This is a genomic window from Siminovitchia thermophila (assembly GCF_016909185.1).
Classification (GTDB): domain Bacteria; phylum Bacillota; class Bacilli; order Bacillales; family Bacillaceae_C; genus Siminovitchia; species Siminovitchia thermophila.
The window spans coordinates 124,398-144,838 of the sequence record NZ_JAFBFH010000009.1; the positions used below are offsets into that span (position 1 = coordinate 124,398).

The 20,441-nt window shown below is 44.1% G+C and carries 20 protein-coding genes; 6 read left to right on the forward strand and 14 right to left on the reverse strand.

The genetic code is table 11. From position 1 onward, the window contains the following. Positions 1 to 48: 48 nt before the first annotated feature. From icd to JOC94_RS08470, 3 genes are all read right to left on the reverse strand, one after another. The gene (gene icd / locus JOC94_RS08460; protein ID WP_077110095.1) at positions 49 to 1,320 is read right to left on the reverse strand and encodes an NADP-dependent isocitrate dehydrogenase; all 1,272 of its coding nucleotides are present in this window, start codon (positions 1,318 to 1,320) and stop codon (positions 49 to 51) included. Positions 1,321 to 1,425: 105 nt separating this feature from the next. Continuing rightward, entirely contained in the window at positions 1,426 to 2,544 is a 1,119-nt protein-coding gene (gene citZ, locus JOC94_RS08465) for a citrate synthase (protein ID WP_205179021.1), read from the reverse strand. A gap of 247 nt (positions 2,545 to 2,791) precedes the next feature. Further along, positions 2,792 to 3,268: a DUF441 domain-containing protein gene (locus JOC94_RS08470; RefSeq protein ID WP_139345563.1), complete on the reverse strand. Its 477-nt coding sequence runs from the start codon at positions 3,266 to 3,268 to the stop codon at positions 2,792 to 2,794. Between the two features lie 120 nt (positions 3,269 to 3,388). On the opposite strand from JOC94_RS08470, the gene ytvI reads away from it, so the two are divergent. Then, the gene (ytvI, locus tag JOC94_RS08475; protein ID WP_077110093.1) at positions 3,389 to 4,519 is read left to right on the forward strand and encodes a sporulation integral membrane protein YtvI; all 1,131 of its coding nucleotides are present in this window, start codon (positions 3,389 to 3,391) and stop codon (positions 4,517 to 4,519) included. Between the two features lie 61 nt (positions 4,520 to 4,580). Beyond that, the gene (locus tag JOC94_RS08480; protein WP_171973816.1) at positions 4,581 to 4,868 is read left to right on the forward strand and encodes a hypothetical protein; all 288 of its coding nucleotides are present in this window, start codon (positions 4,581 to 4,583) and stop codon (positions 4,866 to 4,868) included. Between the two features lie 162 nt (positions 4,869 to 5,030). On the opposite strand, the gene JOC94_RS08485 is transcribed toward JOC94_RS08480, so the two are convergent. From JOC94_RS08485 to dnaE, 7 genes are all read right to left on the reverse strand, one after another. Beyond that, positions 5,031 to 5,417 (reverse strand): FxsA family protein, encoded by a 387-nt coding sequence (locus tag JOC94_RS08485; RefSeq protein WP_077110091.1) that lies wholly within the window; start codon positions 5,415 to 5,417, stop codon positions 5,031 to 5,033. 46 nt (positions 5,418 to 5,463) lie between these two features. Next, positions 5,464 to 7,224, reverse strand: a complete 1,761-nt coding sequence (gene pyk, locus JOC94_RS08490; protein WP_205179023.1) for a pyruvate kinase — start codon at positions 7,222 to 7,224, stop codon at positions 5,464 to 5,466. 35 nt (positions 7,225 to 7,259) lie between these two features. After that, positions 7,260 to 8,174 (reverse strand): 6-phosphofructokinase, encoded by a 915-nt coding sequence (gene pfkA / locus JOC94_RS08495; protein ID WP_213089008.1) that lies wholly within the window; start codon positions 8,172 to 8,174, stop codon positions 7,260 to 7,262. A 426-nt stretch (positions 8,175 to 8,600) separates the two neighbouring features. Beyond that, positions 8,601 to 9,578 carry an acetyl-CoA carboxylase carboxyl transferase subunit alpha gene (gene accA, locus JOC94_RS08500; protein WP_077110088.1) on the reverse strand — a complete coding sequence of 326 codons (978 nt, stop codon included), beginning with the start codon at positions 9,576 to 9,578 and terminating at the stop codon, positions 8,601 to 8,603. Then, positions 9,572 to 10,441, reverse strand: coding sequence for an acetyl-CoA carboxylase, carboxyltransferase subunit beta (accD, locus tag JOC94_RS08505; protein ID WP_077110087.1), 870 nt, complete (start codon positions 10,439 to 10,441; stop codon positions 9,572 to 9,574). The genes accA and accD overlap by 7 nt, the downstream gene beginning before the upstream one ends. Before the next feature lie 111 nt (positions 10,442 to 10,552). Next, a complete protein-coding gene (locus JOC94_RS08510; RefSeq protein ID WP_077110086.1) occupies positions 10,553 to 11,791 on the reverse strand; it encodes an NAD(P)-dependent malic enzyme in 1,239 nt (412 codons plus the stop codon). A gap of 100 nt (positions 11,792 to 11,891) precedes the next feature. Continuing rightward, on the reverse strand, positions 11,892 to 15,200 hold the full coding sequence (gene dnaE, locus JOC94_RS08515; protein ID WP_205179046.1) for a DNA polymerase III subunit alpha: 3,309 nt from the start codon (positions 15,198 to 15,200) through the stop codon (positions 11,892 to 11,894). Positions 15,201 to 15,335: 135 nt separating this feature from the next. Between dnaE and JOC94_RS08520 the strand changes: the two genes are divergently transcribed. Both JOC94_RS08520 and ytrI read left to right on the forward strand, forming a co-directional pair. Then, positions 15,336 to 15,668 (forward strand): YtrH family sporulation protein, encoded by a 333-nt coding sequence (locus JOC94_RS08520; RefSeq protein ID WP_321189654.1) that lies wholly within the window; start codon positions 15,336 to 15,338, stop codon positions 15,666 to 15,668. Beyond that, on the forward strand, positions 15,665 to 16,171 hold the full coding sequence (gene ytrI / locus JOC94_RS08525; RefSeq protein WP_077110085.1) for a sporulation membrane protein YtrI: 507 nt from the start codon (positions 15,665 to 15,667) through the stop codon (positions 16,169 to 16,171). The genes JOC94_RS08520 and ytrI overlap by 4 nt, the downstream gene beginning before the upstream one ends. A gap of 9 nt (positions 16,172 to 16,180) precedes the next feature. Here ytrI and JOC94_RS08530 read toward each other — a convergent pair whose 3' ends face one another. Continuing rightward, entirely contained in the window at positions 16,181 to 17,119 is a 939-nt protein-coding gene (locus JOC94_RS08530; protein WP_205179034.1) for a DHH family phosphoesterase, read from the reverse strand. Positions 17,120 to 17,253: 134 nt separating this feature from the next. On the opposite strand from JOC94_RS08530, the gene JOC94_RS08535 reads away from it, so the two are divergent. Continuing rightward, on the forward strand, positions 17,254 to 17,565 hold the full coding sequence (locus tag JOC94_RS08535) for a YtpI family protein (protein WP_205179036.1): 312 nt from the start codon (positions 17,254 to 17,256) through the stop codon (positions 17,563 to 17,565). Between the two features lie 161 nt (positions 17,566 to 17,726). On the opposite strand, the gene JOC94_RS08540 is transcribed toward JOC94_RS08535, so the two are convergent. From JOC94_RS08540 to JOC94_RS08550, 3 genes are all read right to left on the reverse strand, one after another. After that, entirely contained in the window at positions 17,727 to 19,037 is a 1,311-nt protein-coding gene (locus JOC94_RS08540; protein ID WP_077110082.1) for a CBS domain-containing protein, read from the reverse strand. A gap of 74 nt (positions 19,038 to 19,111) precedes the next feature. After that, on the reverse strand, positions 19,112 to 19,366 hold the full coding sequence (locus JOC94_RS08545) for a hypothetical protein (protein WP_205179045.1): 255 nt from the start codon (positions 19,364 to 19,366) through the stop codon (positions 19,112 to 19,114). A gap of 52 nt (positions 19,367 to 19,418) precedes the next feature. Beyond that, entirely contained in the window at positions 19,419 to 20,102 is a 684-nt protein-coding gene (locus JOC94_RS08550; RefSeq protein WP_205179048.1) for a metal-dependent hydrolase, read from the reverse strand. A gap of 153 nt (positions 20,103 to 20,255) precedes the next feature. Here JOC94_RS08550 and JOC94_RS08555 point away from each other — a divergent pair, with 153 nt between their 5' ends. Then, on the forward strand, positions 20,256 to 20,378 hold the full coding sequence (locus JOC94_RS08555; protein WP_139345562.1) for an aminopeptidase P family N-terminal domain-containing protein: 123 nt from the start codon (positions 20,256 to 20,258) through the stop codon (positions 20,376 to 20,378). The last annotated feature ends 63 nt before the right edge of the window (positions 20,379 to 20,441 follow it).

Here is a 20,441-nt window from a genome sequence, read left to right on the forward strand (position 1 = left end):
TCTATAGCCCCAATAGCCCTAATATTTTTGCATTCGAATCAGGAAAGATTAATCCATGTTTTCAATCAATGCATTTCCAAACTCGGAGGTTTTTACTTCTGTCGCTCCATCCATGAGACGGGCGAAGTCGTATGTAACGACTTTGGATTCGATTGTTTTTTCCATTGATTTGGTAATCAATTGGGCTGCTTCTCCCCAGCCGAGGTGCTCAAGCATCAGCACTCCGGACAAAATGACGGAAGATGGATTCACTTTATCAAGGCCCGCATATTTTGGTGCTGTGCCATGAGTGGCTTCAAAAATGGCATGGCCTGTTTCATAGTTGATGTTGGCTCCAGGAGCAATTCCGATTCCGCCTACTTGAGCAGCGAGAGCATCAGAGATATAGTCACCGTTCAAGTTCATCGTGGCAACCACGTCAAATTCTCTTGGACGGGTAAGGATTTGCTGCAAGAAGATATCGGCAATCGCGTCTTTAACGATAATTTTTCCAGCCGCTTCCGCATCAGCCTGTGCTTTATTCGCAGCGTCCGCTCCTTGCTCTTCTTTTATTTTGTCATATTGATCCCATGTAAATACTTTATCGCCGAATTCTTTTTCAGCCAGTTCGTAGCCCCAGTTTTTGAAGGCCCCTTCTGTAAATTTCATGATGTTTCCTTTATGTACGAGAGTGACAGATTTGCGTCCTTCTTTAAGGGCATAGTTGATCGCCGCCCGGACAAGTCTTTCTGTCCCTTCCTGGGAAACAGGCTTGATTCCGATGCCTGATGTTTCAGGGAAACGGATTTTATTGACGCCCATTTCATTTTGCAGGAAATCTACCACTTTTTTAACTTCTTCTGTACCGGCTTGGTATTCGATTCCGGCATAAATGTCTTCCGTATTTTCACGGAAAATAACCATATCTGTATCTTCGGGACGTTTTACCGGAGAAGGTACTCCTTCAAAGTATCTTACCGGACGAAGACATACAAACAGATCCAGTTCTTGGCGAAGCGCAACGTTCAAAGAGCGAAAGCCGCCTCCGATTGGCGTAGTGAGCGGACCTTTAATAGCGATTAGATATTCGCGGATCGTTTCCAATGTTTCCTCAGGAAGCCATTCGCCGAATTTGTTAAAAGCTTTTTCCCCTGCGTATACTTCTTTCCATTCAATTTTACGTTTCCCGGCATAAGCTTTTTCTACAGCGGCATCCAGAACACGTTGAGCGGCCGCCCAAATATCAGGACCGGTTCCATCCCCTTCGATAAAAGGAATAACTGGGTTGTCCGGCGTATTTAATACCCCATTGGTTACTGTGATTTTTTCACCTTGTGTCAATTTTATCCCTCCAAGTTCAATATCAAAGGTTAGAAAGCGATGGTGATGCTTCTAACCTTTTCCCCGTTCTATCATATCAAAAGATCTTGTAAAAATCTAAGCAGACTATTTACGCTCATCTAGCGGAACATAGGAGCGCATGCCTGGTCCTGTATATTCGGCACGCGGGCGAATGAGCCTGTTATTGTCATATTGTTCCAAAATATGAGCGAGCCAGCCGGATGTACGGCTTACTGCAAAGATAGGTGTGAACAAATCATGATCGATGCCAAGGCTGTGATAAACAGATGCAGAATAGAAGTCTACGTTAGGCGGCAATGGCTTTTCAGAAGTAAATACTTCTTCCACCTTAACGGAAATATTATACCATTCCGGTTCTCCGGTCAGTTCTGTCAGTTTTTTGGACATCTCTTTTAAGTGCTTTGCACGAGGGTCGCCTTTACGGTAAACTCTGTGGCCAAAGCCCATGATTTTTTCTTTGTTTTTTAATTTTTCACGTACATATCCTTCTGCTTTATCAACGGAACCAATCTCTGTAAGCATTTTCATAACTTGTTCATTTGCTCCCCCGTGCAATGGTCCTTTCAGGGCACCGATTGCTGCGGTCAATCCCGAGTAAATGTCCGAGAGAGTGGCCACACAAACACGGGCGGTAAAAGTGGATGCATTTAATTCATGGTCTGCATGAAGTATGAGCGCCTTATCCATTGCCTCAACTTCAATATCTGCAGGTTCTTCACCTTTGAGCATGTACATAAAGTTGGCGGCAAACCCCAGGTCTTTTCGCGGTGCTACAGGCTCTAATCCTTTTCGGATCCGGGCAAAAGCAGCTACAATGGCCGGCATTTTAGCCTGTATGCGAATGGCCTTTTTGTAATTTGATTCTTTGGTGACAGTGTCCGCTTCCTCATCAAAAATGCCCAAAGTCGATACAGCGGTGCGAAGTACGGCCATTGGATGCACTTTGTCGAGCGGATATGTTTTAAAGCTGTCAATAACTTCCTGTGGCAAGTCCATATTGTCGGCCAATTCCTGCTTCAGTTCTTGAAGCTGTTCTTCCGTTGGTAATTCCAAATGCCACAATAAGTAAATGATTTCCTCGAAGCTCGCGTTTTCTGTTAAATCATCGATATTGTAGCCGACATATGTAAGTGTGTCGTCAATGATGGAGCTGATCGAAGATGTTGTGGCCACTACCCCTTCTAACCCGCGTGTTGCTGTCATAATAACCTCTCCTTTTTATCTAATTTATCTATCTATAGTTGTGAAACAATAGAAAACCGGAGGAAAGAATCACGATGCAATAATGATTCCGTAGTAAAAATGTCCCTTAATCCTATTATAGTCAATAAAAAAGTCTTGTCTAATTTTCAACATTCTTAATTATCCATGACCATTATAACTGATTTGCTGCAAATACGGAAAGAAAATGGTGTTTTCCTTTTTTGACAGATTGATCCAGTAAGGTCTTTCACAAACCTTTTCCAATCCGCAACAACTCGAATATTCTCATGATGAAGTATGCGATCCCCGCCCCAATTAACGGCCCGACCGCAACCCCCTTAAACAGGGAAACCGCCATGATCGTTCCGAGAACAAGAGCTGTTGTAATGTGGGGATCTTCAGTGAGCAGGGTAACGCCATACTTGGCAATAAGCGCCACGGCCATTCCAGCTCCCAAGGCAACCCATGCATAAGGAGATTTGACTGCGCCTCCCAGTTCCTTAAAACCGATATGGCCGCTTGCCACGGGAACTAGTACCGCAATCGTGATAACGGTAACTCCCCAATTAATTCCTTTTGCCTGTATGATGCCAAAAAGCTTTTCATCTGCCCCTGCCATTTTTAGTATGACCAAAACGGAAACAGCTACAACAAGAGATTGGTTTTTTGCCAGGAAACCGATGCCCAGCAATAGAAATAAAAATAAATAAGCCTGGTTTAACAAATAATTCATCTCCCAAATCAATAACAGAATCTTTCATAACATGGTATTATAAAAGAAAAGATCGTGTTCCGGAGCATCTTGCCCGGACAGCCAATAAGCCGAAATGAAGGTGGGGGTTCTTTGGATCGTGAAAATGTAAACAGATTCATTCGATTTTTGATTGTTGTTGCTGTTATTACCCTTTCGCTTATAGCGATTTATTACATTTTTAAGTTAACCTATCCTTTCATTATTGCGATCGTGATCGCCGTTTCGATCAATCCCGCGGTCCGATTTCTTGAAAAGCGCTGGAAGTTTCCCAAGATACTCGCTGTGCTAACGGCACTTCTCGTTGTGATTGGAGTATTTACAGGTCTGATCACTTTGTTAATTGCGGAAATCGTGGCAGGCGCCTCTTATTTAGCGAAAGTTGTTCCTGAACATGTGGGCACAATGATCACGTATTTAGAAAAACTTTTTGCCAATCAAGTCATCCCTTTTTACAATAAAGTAGCCAGCATGTTTAAAAGTCTTGACAGTGGTCAACAAGAGACTATTTTAAATAGTATAAGCGAGACCGGCAATAAAATATCGGAAAATGCGACAGCTTTTTTGCAAAACTTCTTTCTCAAATTGCCTTCCCTCGTTTCCTGGATTCCAAACGCGGCAACTGTCATTATTTTTTCACTGCTTGCAACTTTTTTTATCAGCAAAGATTGGGACAAACTTTCCACTTCTTTAACAAAGATGTTACCCGAAAAAGTATGGCACAGCGGGTTGAGGGTTTTTGTCGACTTGAGAAAGGCGCTCGCCGGTTTTGTAAAGGCGCAGCTTACCCTTATCTCCATCACGCTTGTGATTGTGTTAATCGGATTATTGATTTTGCGTGTAAACTACGCCATTACCATTGCCCTCATTGCAGGAATTGTGGATCTGCTGCCTTATCTTGGAACGGGTGTGGTATTTGTTCCGTGGATCATTTATGAAGCTCTGACCGGCAACTTCGGGCTTGCGATCGGCCTTGGAATTTTATATACAGTTGTGATTGTCCAAAGGCAATTGATGGAGCCTAAAATTTTATCTTCCAACATCGGGATGAACCCGCTGGCAACGCTTGTTTCCTTGTTTGTCGGATTCAAGCTGGTCGGCTTTCTGGGTTTAATTCTTGGTCCGGTAACACTCGTGCTTCTTACCACACTCCACAGAGCCAACGTGTTTCGCGATATTTGGGCTTATATCAAAGGTACGCCCCGGCCGCCAAGGGAAAGTTAATGGGCTAAGTTGAGCCGCTTGAACATTCATGGTCTTTCCCGGCCTGGTTCCTTTAACGTTTATGCTTGATTTAACAACGATCATTTTTGCTTTATGTATCCAGGGTAAACGAAGCATCACCGTCAAGGATTTACCGTTATTTCAATGGTGGCAGTATCCGTGCCAGCCCGGGAATGAATGTAATGAGCACGGGATACTTGGAAGTGAACTGAACCTTGTGGGAGACATTGTTTTACATGTTCCTCTTGATTTTGGGTTCGAAAAGCTGGCTGAAAGCCCTATAGGACTGGCAGCAAAATGTATAGCGGCATTGATTCTCATTGTGGGTGGAAAAAAGCGTTTCGTTTAACGAAAGTCGTCCGGCGACAAACCTTTTTAAGTGCAGGAGATGTCCTTCATGGCACTTTTACTTCCCCGTGTGAAATCAACTTCGAGCTGCAAGATTATACATTCCAACACGCAAAACAACAGGATAGACCGGGAGAACATCCTACTTCCCGGTCTATCCTTTTTATCTGTATATATAAATCTGCCGTTTTGAGATCCAGAGTTTAAACAATTTCAGCAACATCGGTTTCATAAGCTTCCTTGTAGGAGGCAACAGCATTATTAAGCCGATAGCATCCGTGATAAATCCCGGTGTGAGCAAAAGCAATCCTCCAACGAGGACGCAAAAGCCTTCCAGCAGCGCGACACCGGGCGGTTGTCCAAAACGCATTTGTTCTTGGATGTTTCTCAGTACACCTAGCCCTTCTCTTTTTGCAAGTGCGGCGCCCAAGATGCCTGTTGCAATAATAAGGGCAACCGTGGCAAAGCTTCCAATTGCCTGGCCTGTTAAAATAAACAGTCCAATTTCCAATGCCGGAACGATAATAAAAACAAGCATTACATATTTCATTCGGCTTCACATCCCCGGTGGTTGTTTATAATAATTATACCACAGTTTACAGCACGCTTGCATGGCCGTTATAAATGACCCCCCGGGTTCCATCAACTGTTATTTCCTGGCCGTCTTCTATCATTTCGGTTGCGCGTTCCACCCCAACGATAACGGGAATGCCCAAGCTAATTCCAACAACAGCCGCATGGCTTGTCAATCCGCCTTCTTCTGCTATGAGGGCAGCGCATTTTTCAATAGCTGGTACCATTTCCCGATCTGTTCCAATCGTAACCAAAATGTTTCCTTCTTCCATTTTTTCCCGTGCTTCTGCAGCGCTTTTCACAACCACCGCTTTTCCATACGCTGATTTTTTGCCAATTCCCTGTCCCTTTGCCAATATATCGCCCACAACATGCACTTTCATTAAGTTTGTTGTTCCTTTTTCACCAACGGGAACACCTGCGGTAATAATGATGAGATCTCCATGTTTTACAAGACCGCTATCTAGGCTCTCGGTAACGGCAAGGTCAAGCATTTCATCAGTTGTTGTCACCTTTTGGCCAAGCTGGGGTTGTACTCCCCAAACAAGCGCCAGCTGCCTGGTAACCGCAACATGGGATGTCACCGCCACAATCGGCGCTTTTGGTCGAAACTTTGAAATCATCCTCGCTGTATGTCCGCTTTCCGTCGGAGCAACAATTGCATTTACATTCAAATTAATGGCTGTATGTGCCACCGATTGGCAAATGGCGTCCACCATACTGCGTTTTCCGTTTTTACTAACTTTCGAAAGAAGCTCTTTGTGATTCATCGCTTGTTCGGATGTCAGAGCAATATTGGCCATCGTTCTGACTGCTTCAACCGGATAAGCCCCGGCAGCCGTCTCCCCGGAAAGCATAACGGCATCTGATCCGTCAAAAATGGCGTTGGCCACATCACTTGCTTCCGCCCTCGTCGGCCGCGGATTTCTTTGCATAGAATCAAGCATTTGTGTAGCGGTAATCACCGGTTTTCCCGCCTCGTTGCACTTTTGAATCAATTCTTTTTGCACGAGGGGCACCATTTCAGCGGGAATTTCAACACCAAGGTCCCCGCGGGCAACCATTAAACCGTCGGAAACTTCCAGGATTTCATTGATGTTGTCAACACCTTCCTGGTTTTCAATTTTTGGGATGATATGCATATGCGGCGCCCCATTTTCTTCAAGGAGCTGTCTGATCTCCAAAACATCGGAAGCTCTTCTGACAAACGAGGCAGCGATAAAGTCGACTCCTTGCTGGATGCCGAACAAAATATCTTTCGCATCCTTGTTCGTAATACCCGGCAAGTTGACGGAAACTCCGGGTACATTGACGCCTTTTTTATTTTTTAATATTCCGCTGTTGATGACTTTCGTGACGATCTCTTGCCTGTCCTCTTTTAATTCGGTCACCTCTAGCTCGATCAATCCATCGTCTAATAAAATTTTCGAGCCAACATGCACATCCTCGATCAAACCTTCATATGTAACAGACATTTTTTCAGCTGTCCCCGTTACCTCTTTCATCGAGATAATGACTTCGGATCCTTCTTTTAGTTCAACAGCCCCATTTTCCATGTCATGCGTTCTGATCTCAGGCCCTTTCGTGTCAAGCAATATACCAATTTCGGTGCCTGCCCGTTTAGCTGCCTTGCGAATATTGGCGATTCTTTCGCTATGTTCCTCATGATTTCCGTGTGAAAAATTTAAGCGTGCCACATTCATTCCCGCAGCAATCATTTGATCCAATAGCTCGGGGCTTTCACTCGCCGGCCCTATCGTACAAACTATTTTTGTCTTTTTCATTGATATGGGGAAACCTCCTCTGAAGTTGTTTTTTGTTAGATGGATAGCTCTTTTGATAACGTGTATAAGTTCTGTTTAAAATCGTGGGCTTTTTCCAATGCTGAAAAAAGGTCCTCATCTATTATTTCATCTTTATGTATTCCGACTGCACGACCGCCTTTGCCATCCATCAGCAATTCCACCGCCCTTGCACCAAGTCTGCTTGCAAGCACCCTGTCAAATGCTGTTGGCGATCCTCCTCGTTGCATATGCCCCAATACGGACACCCGGATTTCAAGCCCCGTTTCTTCTTCCAATCTCAGTGCGATTTCCGTACCGCTCGTCACACCTTCTGCAACAACAATAATACTGTGTTTCTTGCCTCTTTCCATTCCTTTTTCAAGACGTTGGGCAATCTCTTTCAAATCACCGGGAATTTCCGGGATCAAAATCGTTTCCGCCCCTCCCGCCAGTCCTGACCAAAGTGCTATGTCTCCCGCATGGCGGCCCATTACTTCAATAATAAAAGTGCGTTCATGAGAAGTAGCCGTATCTCTGATTTTATCTATTGCATCCAAAACAGTATTCAAAGCAGTATCAAATCCAATTGTATATTGAGTGCCTGGAATATCATTATCAATCGTGCCAGGTACGCCGATACAAGGAAATCCAAGTTGAGACAATCCCTGTGCCCCCTTATAGGAGCCATCTCCGCCAATGACAATCAGACCGTCAATACCTTTGCTTTTTAATTGCTCTAACCCTTGGAGTTGTCCTTCCTTCGTCTTAAATTCTTCACAGCGGGCTGACTGAAGAATTGTTCCGCCTCTATGTATAATATCCCCAACCGCTCCTACCTCAAGCTTTTTAATATTGCCCGAGATTAACCCGCTGAATCCCTGATAAATGCCATACGTTTCAAGCCCATGGAAAATTGCCTTCCTCACGACGGCACGGATGGCAGCATTCATCCCGGGAGCATCTCCTCCACTCGTTAGAACCGCCAATTTTCTCACATAGTCCACCCCCAACACAAGTTGTCAACAATCCTAGCTAAGTTAAAAATACCATTAAATGAAATGATTCACAAATTTTTCAAGAGTATATTGGGTATGTAAAATTTGCATGAAAAAGCATTTGCGACAAGCATCGCTGTTTTCGAATAATACCGTCTCGGAATGCCAAAGCGAAAAATCGGCTTGTGGAAATTAAGAATGCCAGCCTTGTCGCACGCTTCATAACGGCTGGGGCAGCACCAAAGCCGAAACACGCAAAATGGGAGATACCTGACACATTCCGAGCATTTGCGCTATAACAGCTCTTTCGCTTTTATATAAAAACTTGGCGAATACACACTTCCCAACAAAAAAAAGAATGCCCGCGTTGGGCAATCTTTATCACTTTACATTTTCAACTGCTTTTTGTTGTATGTATTTACCCATTTTTTTGTATTTTAAATAGCGCTCTTTTATAAGGTCTTCAGGGCTTTTTTCCAACAGTTCACGCAAAGCTTTTGTCATGACTTTATCGATTTCGACGGCTTGCTTTTCCATATCTCTGTGGGCTCCGCCTTTTACTTCCGGTATAATTTCATCAATAATTTCGAGTTCTTTCAGATCAGGGGCGGTTATCTTCAATGCCTCGGCCGCCTGCTTGGCGAATGAAGCATCTTTCCACAGTATGCTTGCCGCTCCTTCGGGAGTAATCACAGAATATGTTGAGTTTTCGAGCATGTAAATTCGGTCTCCGACTCCGAGTGCCAAAGCGCCTCCGCTTCCGCCTTCTCCGGTCACGATACAAATGATCGGCACTTTAAGACCAGCCATTTCAAATAAGTTTCGCGCGATTGCTTCGCTTTGTCCACGTTCTTCGGCAGCTTTCCCGGGATACGCGCCTTTTGTATCGATAAAGCAAATAATCGGCCGGTTAAACTTATCCGCCTGCTTCATCAAACGCAGCGCCTTGCGATAGCCTTCCGGGTGCGGCATGCCAAAATTGCGGCGAATATTTTCTTTCGTATCTCTCCCGCGCTGATGGCCAATGACCGTAACAGGCAGGCCCTTATATTTGGCGATTCCACCGACGATCGCCGCATCATCACCATACAGCCTGTCTCCATGCAGCTCGAAAAAGTCCGTAAACAGCTCACCTATATAATCAAGTGTTGTCGGCCGCGCTGAATGGCGGGCAAGCTGGACCCGGTCCCATGGCCGCATATTCTCATATACTTCCTTCTCAAGCTTTTCCAATCGGGTTTCCAACTTATCGATTTCATCAGATAAGTCGACATCGGAATCTTTCGTAAACTCCCTTAGCTCGGCAATTTTTTTGCGCAATTCCAAGACGGGCTTTTCAAATTCAAGCTCGTTTACCACGATAGTTCACCTACTTGTTGATGGATTTCCAGCACCGTTGTCAGCTTTTCTTTCATTTCAAGGCGTGGGATCACAGCATCAAGGTGTCCGTGATTCAGCAAAAATTCGGCTGTTTGGAAATCGTCGGGCAATTCTTCCCTGATGGTCTGCTCAATAACCCTGCGGCCAGCAAAGCCGATCAAAGCACCTGGTTCAGCAAAATTAAAATCCCCGAGTGAGGCAAAGCTTGCTGACACGCCTCCTGTTGTCGGGTGCGTCATAACCGAAATGATCAGTCCGCCTTTGTCGCTGAACATTTTTAATGCCGCGCTCGTTTTCGCCATTTGCATTAACGATAACACGCCTTCTTGCATCCGGGCTCCGCCCGAAGCGGTAAAAATAATGAACGGCACGTTTTTTTCTGCCGCAGTTTCAATGGCTCTAGTAATTTTTTCACCGACGACCGACCCCATACTTCCCATTCGAAAATGGGAGTCCATAATCGCCGTGACCACTTCCGTTCCATTGATGGAGCCCGAACCTGTCAGAACCGCTTCATCCAAATTGGATTTTTTCTTGTCCTGTTCCAGTTTTTCTAAATAATTTGGAAAGCCGAGCGGGTTTGCAGAAGTAAGATTGTCCTCAAAACGGACGAACGTGTTTTCATCAAACAGGCTGTCTACCCTTTCAAACGCGGTCATTTTGTGATGATATCCGCAATGGAGACAAACCTTTAAGTTTTTTTGCAGTTCTTTTGTATACATGATCTTTTTACAATTCGGACATTTTGTCATGATGCCTTCTGGAACATCTTGCTTTGCTGTTTCCGGTGGGATTGTGGCATATTTTTTCTTTTTAGGCTTGGAAAAAAAATCCTTTAGCAAAGTAACGCCCTCCTTTCAACTATTATCATTTCTTTATTCGCTACCGTTGCACAGCAAAGACCGGCCCTTAATATGCGGCACGGCCTTCGTTGATTTGTCTCTAGGCTTATTTCAGTTGTTTTTTCCAACGACAGCCAAATCCATCGTTCTTTGCTTGATCGTTTCAGGCTCTACTCTTTGTCTGGCGACACCAGTTTCCATTGCGGCTTTCGCTACAGCAGCGGCGACATGCGGTGCAACCCGGGGATCAAACGGACGTGGAATGACGTAATCCGAGGAAAGTTCCTCCTCTGAAATTAACCCTGCAATGGCCTCAACAGCCGCTTGCTTCATTTCCTCATTAATATGAGTCGCACGCACATCCAAGGCACCCCGGAACAAGCCTGGGAACGCCAGAACGTTGTTTACTTGGTTGGGGAAATCTGAACGGCCTGTCCCGACGACTTTTGCCCCGGCCGCCATTGCTTTTTCCGGCATAATTTCCGGATCTGGATTTGCCATGGCAAAAATGATCGGATCGTCATTCATCGTCGCAATCATCTCTTCTGTCAGCGCACCCGCTACCGACACCCCGATAAAGACATCGGCTCCTTGGATGACATGCGCCAAGTTTCCATCCTGACGGTCGCGGTTTGTAAATTTGGACACTGCTTCCTTCACTTCATTCATGCCTTCAGGGCGTCCTTCATAAATGGCGCCTTTCGAATCACACATAATAATATCGCGCACACCGTAACTATGTAAAAGCTTGATGATGGCAATTCCGGCTGCACCTGCGCCATTGGCAACGATTTTGATTTCAGACATTTTTCGGCCTGTCAATTTCAACGCATTGACAAGTCCGGCTACCGTTACAATAGCAGTTCCATGCTGATCATCATGAAAGACAGGGATCGTCAATTCCTTTTTTAATCTTTCTTCGATTTCAAAACAATTCGGAGCTGCGATATCTTCAAGATTGACACCGCCAAATGTCGGTTCAAGCAATTTAACCGCCTTGACAATATCATCTACATTCGTGCTGTCAAGACATATAGGAAACGCATCAACGCCGGCAAAGCTTTTGAATAAAACTGCTTTTCCTTCCATCACCGGCAAAGCTGCTTCAGGCCCGATATTTCCAAGTCCAAGAACCGCTGTTCCGTCGGAAACAACAGCAACCATATTTCCTTTCATCGTATAATCATAAACCGAACTTGGATTTTCATAAATTTCTTTACAAGGCTCTGCAACACCAGGAGAATAAGCAAGACTTAAATCTTTTGCATTTCTAACCTCAACCTTGGATTTTGACTCCAACTTCCCCTGAAATATTTTATGCATGTGCAATGCTTCTTCTCTTAATGTCAAAAAGGTTCACTCCTTCGTTCCTGCCATACCCGTTTTTTCATTTTTTATATGTCTAAAAGCTTATAAAACAATATAACATATTATGGTCCATTTGAAAAAATTATTTTAACTTGACACATGGCTCTCCAAGCAAAGCCTTCAATTCTTTTAAACAGTTTTCGCTTGGGTTTACCAAATTATTTTTACCCAGCTTAATCGTCTGGCGTTTTTTTTCATAATACAATATGATCCCTGTTTTGCCGGGGTGGTTTTTCAATATTTTCTTTAATTGATTTAATGTCTCCTTTTCATGCAGCGGTTCAATGACTTTAAGATACAACATTTTATGATCCATAATGTCAAGTTCCTCTGCTGATGTCACTTTATTGATCATAAATTGCGGTTGATTGTTTCTTTCTTCGACATGCCCGTCCACCAGGACAACTTCCCCTTGTTGAATAAGCTTCATATGACGTTTGTACACTTCCGGGAAAATCACTGCCTCCATTTCACCTGAAGAATCACTCAATGTCGCAAATGCCATCATGTCGCCTTTCTTTGTCCGGATCGTCTTGACTTTTGCCAAATATACTCCAGCGGCAACATTGCGCCGCCCCGGGGAAAGCTTGATTAAATCGACAGCCCCATTGGACATAAATGCCGCTTTAAAGGTACTAGCGGGGTGGTCTGATAGAAAAATGCCCGTAGCCTTTTTTTCAAAAAACAGCTTGTCTGACAAGCCCATCGGTTCAACTTCCACATACTTTGGCTTGAATTGAAACATGGCTTCATCCACAAATAAATCTTCTGTTTGGGCGTTTCGTGACGGTCTCATCAGTTCGGCATGCTCAATCGCCACATCAAGTGTGGCCAGCAATACAGCGCGATCATGGCCAAATTCATCGAAGCAGCCGGAATAGACAAGAGATTCAAGTATTTTCCGGTTGATCATCCGCGGCGACACCCGGAGGCAAAAATCAAACAAATCTTCAAATGGCCGACTTTTCCGCGCCTGGACAATTTCCTTCAGCGCGGCCGCTCCCAGTCCCCTGATCGCCCCAAGGCTAAACCGGATGCCCTCGTCTTCCGGTTTAAACGGATAATGGCTTTTATTGATTGAAGGCGGCAAAATAGCAATTCCTTTTTGTTTTGCTTCGGCTGCGTACAAAGCGATTTTATCTTCATTTCCAATGACGGATGTTAAAAGAGCAGCCATAAAATGTTTCGGATAATGAGCTTTCAACCAAGATAATTGCCAGGCGATATAGCTGTATGCGACCGCGTGGCTGCGGTTGAATCCATAATTGGCAAAACGAACGATCAAATCATACGTTTCGTTTGCCGTTTTTTCATCATAGCCGTTTTTTCGGGCTCCCGCTACAAAACGATCCCGCTGCTGATCAAGGACATCTTTCTTTTTCTTGCTGACGGCCCGCCTTAAAAGATCAGCCTCGCCAAGAGAAAATCCGGACATCTTGGAAGCGATTTGCATGATCTGTTCCTGGTAGACAATGACACCATATGTGAAATCCAAAATCGGCTCCAAATCCGGATGAGGGTACCGGACCGTTTCCCTCCCGTGCTTACGGGCAATATAGACAGGTATATTTTCCATCGGACCCGGCCTGAACAGCGCATTGACAGCCACGATATCTTCAAATTCAGTCGGCTTTAAATCACGGAGCACTTTTCGCATGCCCCCCGACTCAAGCTGAAAAATGCCTGTTGTATCCCCTCTTTGCAGCAGTTCAAATGTTTTTTCATCCGAAAGCGGTATATCCTCGATTCTCAATTTGACGCCCGTCTCGATTTGAATACTCTTCACAATTTGTTCAAGGAGGGTTAAGTTTCTAAGACCGAGAAAATCCATTTTTAATAGACCGATTTCTTCCAGATCTTCCATCGGAAATTGGGTGATGGGCGTACCGTCAGGCCCTTCTTTAACCGGGATAATATCAACAAGCGGTTGGTCGCTTATGATCATTCCGGCAGCATGGGTCGAAGCGTGCCGCGGCAAGCCTTCAATTTTCAAAGCCGTCTCAAACAGGCGGCGATTCCGGTCAGACTCGTTGACGAATTGGCGCAACTGTTCCGATTCTTCATAGGCCCGTCTTAAAGTTAATCCAAGCCGCCCGGGGATAATACGTGAAAGTTTGTCCAATTCTTTTGAATCAAACCCGAAGGCGCGGGCTGTATCGCGAATTGCGGCTTTTGCGGCAAACGTTCCAAACGTAATAATATGGGCGACATGCTCTTTTCCATATTTTTCGACAACGTATTGAATGACTTGATCCCGCCTAATATCAGGAAAATCAATATCAATGTCCGGAAGTGAAATTCGTTCCGGATTGAGAAACCGTTCAAACAGCAGACCATATTTTAGCGGATCCACTTCGGTAATGCCAAGTGAATAGGCAACGAGAGATCCGGCTGCCGACCCCCGTCCCGGTCCAGTCAAAATACCGTTCTCACGAGCATACTTCATAAAATCCCATACGATTAGAAAATAATCATCAAACCCCATCTCATGAATAACATGAAGCTCATATTCCAGTCTTGAGATGTATTCTTCTTGGTCAACGCGCCGCTCCTTCAATCCCTGAAAAGTCAGCATGCGGAGCATCTCCCTGGACGTTTCACCAGCCGGAACTGGATATCTCGGAAGTAAATGTTGATTTGTTTCAATCATGACATTGCATTTTTCAGAGATATCCGCGGCGTTTTGAAGCGCCTCCGGGAAATCTGAAAATAATTGCTCCAGCTCCTGCCGGCTTTTCAAATCATAAAGCCCTTCTGTCTGGTCAAGCTCCTCTACTGCCATTTGATTTCCATCCCGAATCGCAAGTAAACAATGATAAGCAAACGCATCTTGCTTGTCCAAGTATCGTACATTATTGGCTGCAACCATAGGGATGCCAAGGGACCGGGCCAATGTTGCAAGGGAAGTCGTCCTGTCGCGATCTTGTTGCCTGCCGTAATTTTGTAATCCGATATAAAATCGTTTGCCAAATATATGTAAAAACCGGTTCAGGTCTCCATTTTGGTTATCTGCTTCCTGACCGATAAAAACAGCAAATAATCCCTCACTGTATTGTGCAAGCTTTTCCCAAGGAATTATTTCGCTGTGTTGTATTTGAATGAAACTGGAAACCTTCAATAAGTTGGCATATCCGGCATTATTTTCGGCAAGCAGGATCGCTTGCGCCCTTTCTTCCCCATTTCCGGCATGGACGGTCATCCCAATGATCGGTTTGATTTCCGCTTTTATACAAGCTTTGTAAAAAGGAAGCACGCCATACAAAACGTGATGATCCGTCAAAGCAAGGGCTGGATATTGCAGCTGTTTCGCCCTTTTAATAAGGGCTGGTATGGAGATTGTACTGGAAAGCAAACTGTATGCTGTGGATATATTCAATTGGGGAAAGTTCAACGGATTCACCTCTTTCCTTCTTTGCATATTTTTAAAAAAAGAATATCAACCCTATTATATACTTTCTTCATATAATGATGTTTTGTCCCATATATGTAATAGTGGAAGCTTTATAAAACTTTGGGGATGATAACCGTGCATGAATCATTTTTCCCGACTTTTTTTTACTGTTATTTTGTCGCGCTAGGCGTGTTGTTGGGTGGTTCATTAATTGGGGGATTGGCGGCTTTTATTACTGGAGAACCCCTTTTGACTGAAATTGCCAACACTGCCGTAAAGGTCCGTATTTGGGCAATTATCGCCGCGATCGGCGGCACATTCGATACTGTATACAGTTTTGAAAAAGGCTTTTTGGAAGGCGGCACAAGAGATTTATTTAAACAATTTCTTTGGATCCTGTCGGCAATGGGCGGAGCCAAAACCGCTTCACTCATCATTTCTTGGCTCACTCAGGAGCATCTTTCATGAGGATACCGCCTTATTACAAGCAGCCGTCTTGGCAACGGTTTTTAGCCGGGGCTGCAGTAGGCGGCTGCATTAGCTGGCTTATATTTTTGTTCATGTTTGGGGCGTTGCAAGAAAGAAACAGCGCCCTCATAGAAAAACAAGCCGTTCAAATTAAGGAACTAAGAGGCTATATTCAAATTTTCCAAGAGGACTATCAAGAATTAAATAAGAAAAACGAAGAAATGCTGACCATTCAAAAAATCGACGTTAAAATTATCGGTTTTGAGCGATACCGCATCACAGACCGACAAAGCATATTTGAAGCAGAAGAAGCGGTCAAAGAAGATTTAAAGTCGCTTATCGCGAAAAATTTGACGGATGTATATAAAAATAAGGAGATTATTAAAAAGACAGTTGAAAATAAGTCTTTCAAAATCAATGGGAAAACATACGAGCTTGAAGTGAAAGAATTATACTTTTATACAACCGTTGCGCTTATTGCAGAAATAAAGCTGGCCGGCTAATCCGTCGGCTCAGCTTTGTCTGCAAACTGCTTTCACATCTTTGATAACTTGCTTTGTTTCTTCCCATGTGTAAACGGATGCTCCTGCCGCCAAAGGATGCCCGCCGCCATCATATTTCATGGCAATCGTATTGATGACAGGCCCCTTGGAACGCAGCCGCAGCCGTATTTGATCCTCTTCTTCTATAAAAAATGCCCATGCCTTGATTCCTTTTACGATACCGAGCGTACTGACCAACAAGGAAGCTTCGGTGGGCTGTACGTTATATTTCTTCAATGTTTCTTTATCAATGGATACAAACGCCGCCCCGTCGTGATCCATCTCAAAGTGCTCCAATACATACCCTTGCAGTTTGATCATATTGGCCGACAACTCGTACATCTGATCATATAAAAGGGAGCGGTCGAAAGAATATTGGATGAGCTCCTTGGCATATTGAAACGTTTTTGCCGTCGTGCTCGGATATAAAAACCGGCCTGTATCTCCAACAATTCCGGCATAAATAAGCCTTGCCGCTTCGTCGGTCATCTTTAAACCCTGCTCTTGAAATGTATCATACAACTCATAAATCATTTCACTTGCGGAAGAGGCTTCCGTATCAATCCATAAAAGATCCCCGTACGGATCTTCATTCGGATGATGATCTATTTTTATCAGCATTTCGCCGTCTTTATACCTGGCATCACATACCCGTTCCTGATTGGCTGTATCACAAACGATGACAAGCGCCCCTTCATATACATCATCGTCAATAACATCCGGCTTACGCAAATAATCGAGTGACGGATCATGCCGACCCACAGCGTAAACTTCTTTTTCAGGGAAAGATGCCGCCAGGATTTCCGCCAATCCGCCTTGAGAGCCGTAAGCGTCGGGATCCGGCCGAACGTGCCGGTGGATAATAATCTTTTGATACCGTTTAATCGCTTCGAATATTTGCTCTTTCATATGTAACTCCTTTCGCTCTTGCGGAGCCTGTTCACATTTTTATTAAAACTTCATTGATGCACCCAGTGGCATTTCCTTAAAAATGACGTTACAATGGTGTGGATATGAACGCTGATTTTTTGGAGGTTACAAAATTGCCATTTCTTGTTTTTTTTATCGTACTTTCGTTCTCATTTTATCTTTATTATAAAATAAAGTATGTAAGGAGCCGCCGCCCCATGGAAAGAAAATTGTTGAGTGGTAAATCAAGCATGGCACTTGGCTTGTTTGTTGCCTTGTTTGGAATCAATCAACTTTTCCTTTTCAATACAACCGTAACATATATCGTAGCCACCGTCTTTATTATCATTGGCGGTTTAAGTACTTGGGCAGGATTTAGAAGCTATCGGCATCACGTTCCTTATGCCCAAGAAGAAGCCCGGCAGTTGGAACAGGAAAAAAGCTGATGATAAAGCCGCTTGGAAGGCGGCTTTTTTTTCGTTCAAACAGGTTCAACGGCCAGGACTTCCCAGTGCAAGCGACGTATAGCCAGCCGTCTTGCGCTTATCTCAATAAAAAAGGAAATAACGCCAGTTCCCCGTCGCATTTTAACTACTTAAACAAACTTTTATTTATCAATGAGACGGCACATCATCAATGCTTTTCCAACAATCTCGCCATTATTATATACCTCAACATCCACTTTTCCGTATTTGCGTCCGGATTCCAATATTTTGGGAATGATTTCGATCATGCTATCCATTTGCACTGGCTTCAGGAAATAAATAGTCATACTCTCTACAGCGAGCTCTCCCTTTTTCTTCAGCCGGAAAAAACGGTTGGCCGATTCTGCCACGATGGAAGTAAATACGCCGTTTGAGATTGTCCCAAGCTGGCTCGTCATTTGCGGCGTCACTTCAAATTGAAATGTCGTCTCCCCGCCTTGCTTGCCGCTGGACAACTGCTTCGATACTGTATCATCCAGCGTCTCGCCAACTTGCGGCTGTCTTTGAATCATTTGAAGCGCCTTCAAGACGTCTTGGCGGCTAATAATCCCCACCAATTTTTGTTGGTTATCGACAACGGGCAGAACTTCGATTGCTTCCCAAATCATCATATGGGCAACCGAAGCGACACTCGTTTTTTGCGAGGCGGTGATGGGATTCTTCGTCATTACCTTTTCGATCCCCAAATTGGGATCCTGGCCTATCACATCTTTTCCTGTAACCATGCCTTGCACTCTTCCATTTGCGTCAACGACAGGAAACCGGCTATGATCTGTTTTCTCTTTCAGAGCGTACCAATCCGCCACTTTTTCTGTAGTTGACATGCTTATCGTTTTTTCAAGCGGAATAAAAATATCTTCCACAAGAACGATTTCCTTTTTGATCAGTTGATCATAAATGGCCCTGTTAATCATTGTGGCCACCGTAAACGTATCGTAGCTTGTTGATATAATGGGGAGTTCCAATTGGTTGGCAAGCTGTTTTACGTGATCCTCCGTATCAAAACCGCCCGTAATCAAAACCGCCGCTCCCGCCTTCAAAGCGTACTCATGCGCCTTTGTTCGATTTCCGACAATCAGCAAGTTGCCAGGGCCCGTATATCTCATCATCGCATCAAGTTTCATTGCCCCGATGACAAATTTATTAAGTGTTTTATGAAGGCCCGCCTTTCCACCTAGCACTTGTCCATCTATAATATTGACGACTTCCGCAAAGGTGAGCTTTTCTATATTCTCTTTTTTCTTGCGCTCGATCCGAATCGTGCCGACCCGTTCGATTGTACTGACATATCCCCTGTTTTCTGCATCTTTGATCGCTCTATACGCAGTCCCTTCACTAACGTTTAACACTTTTGCAATTTGACGGACGGAGATTTTTTCGCCAACGGGAAGGCCATCGATATGACGGATAATTTGTTCATGCTTCGTCGACAAGCTTTTCACCCTTTTCCTGAAACGTACAGTTATTTATTATTCCATTATATCGGGAAAAGCCCGCTACATCAAACTTATGTTGTCCCTTTTGGCCGTATTCGTCTGCCCTCGGTATCTTTATGCATCGTTTTCACCTGATGTTTCTTCAGGGATTTTTTATTAAAAAATAGCAGCGCTGCTAAATTCCCGGCAAAAACGAGAAGAGCAAAAGCAATCCACGAAAGTGAAAAAATACCTTCTAGTCCCTGGGCATGTACATTCAGTCTTGGCAAAGCAATATAAATAAGGGCACAGCAAAGCAACAAGCACAGCAAGTATCGGTTTTTCATGTAAAATCCCCCTCCATACAATATTTCTACTAATGTATGCAAGGGGATATGCTTATAGTTCGATAGAATCGCCCGGATTCATTACTTTCCCGTTTAGTCCTTCCTTCAGCATCCCGATAAATTGTTCAGGATCTTGCTTAATGGGCGGAAACGTATTGTAGTGGATCGGTACAACCGTTTTTGCCTGCAAGAATTCTGCTGCCAGTGCCGCATCCTCCGGCCCCATTGTAAAATTGTCGCCGATCGGCAAGAAAGCCAGGTCGATGGGATGACGTTCACCGATTAACTTCATATCTGAAAACAGCGCTGTATCGCCTGCATGATAAATTGTTTTGCCTTCAGCCATGAAGAGCACACCTGCGGGCATTCCCAAATAAATGATTTGTTGATCTTCCGTAAAAATAGCTGAGCCGTGAAAAGCCTGGGTAAATTTAATTTTTCCAAAATCAAATTCGCGGGATCCGCCGATATGCATAGGATGCGTTTGCACCCCTTGCCATCCGATATATGTAGCAAGTTCATTTGGTGCCACAACGAGGGAATTGCACCGCTTGGCCATCTCGATCGTATCCCCGACGTGATCAGCATGCCCATGGGTTAAAATAATCACATCGGGATTTTCATTTTCTGCCTTTAAATCAGTAAGTTCATTGCCTGTAATAAATGGGTCGATCAATATTGTTTTGCCGTTCGTTTCCATTTTGACAACCGAATGTCCATGATAAGATACTTTCATCATGCAGCAACCTCCTTGTTTTTAAAAAAATCCTCAACATAAAATCATTCTAGACCATTCATTGTCTTCCTGCCAAATAATCCATTTCCCTTTTATGCAACCGCTTAAAATGGTAATCTTTAGGTAACCGGATGAAAAGGGAGTGGTTTGTCCATGAGTGGAAAACTTACAAAATTGATGGAATGGTTGCGCCAGGAACGAATTGATGCTGCTTTTATCACTTCGCCGGACAATGTTTTTTATATTGGTTCTATGTCAAATGTTGGGGTGAAGTGAGATGGAATCTCACCTACCCAACATGACTTCCAATTTTTTTATACTTATGTAAAAGAAGTATTC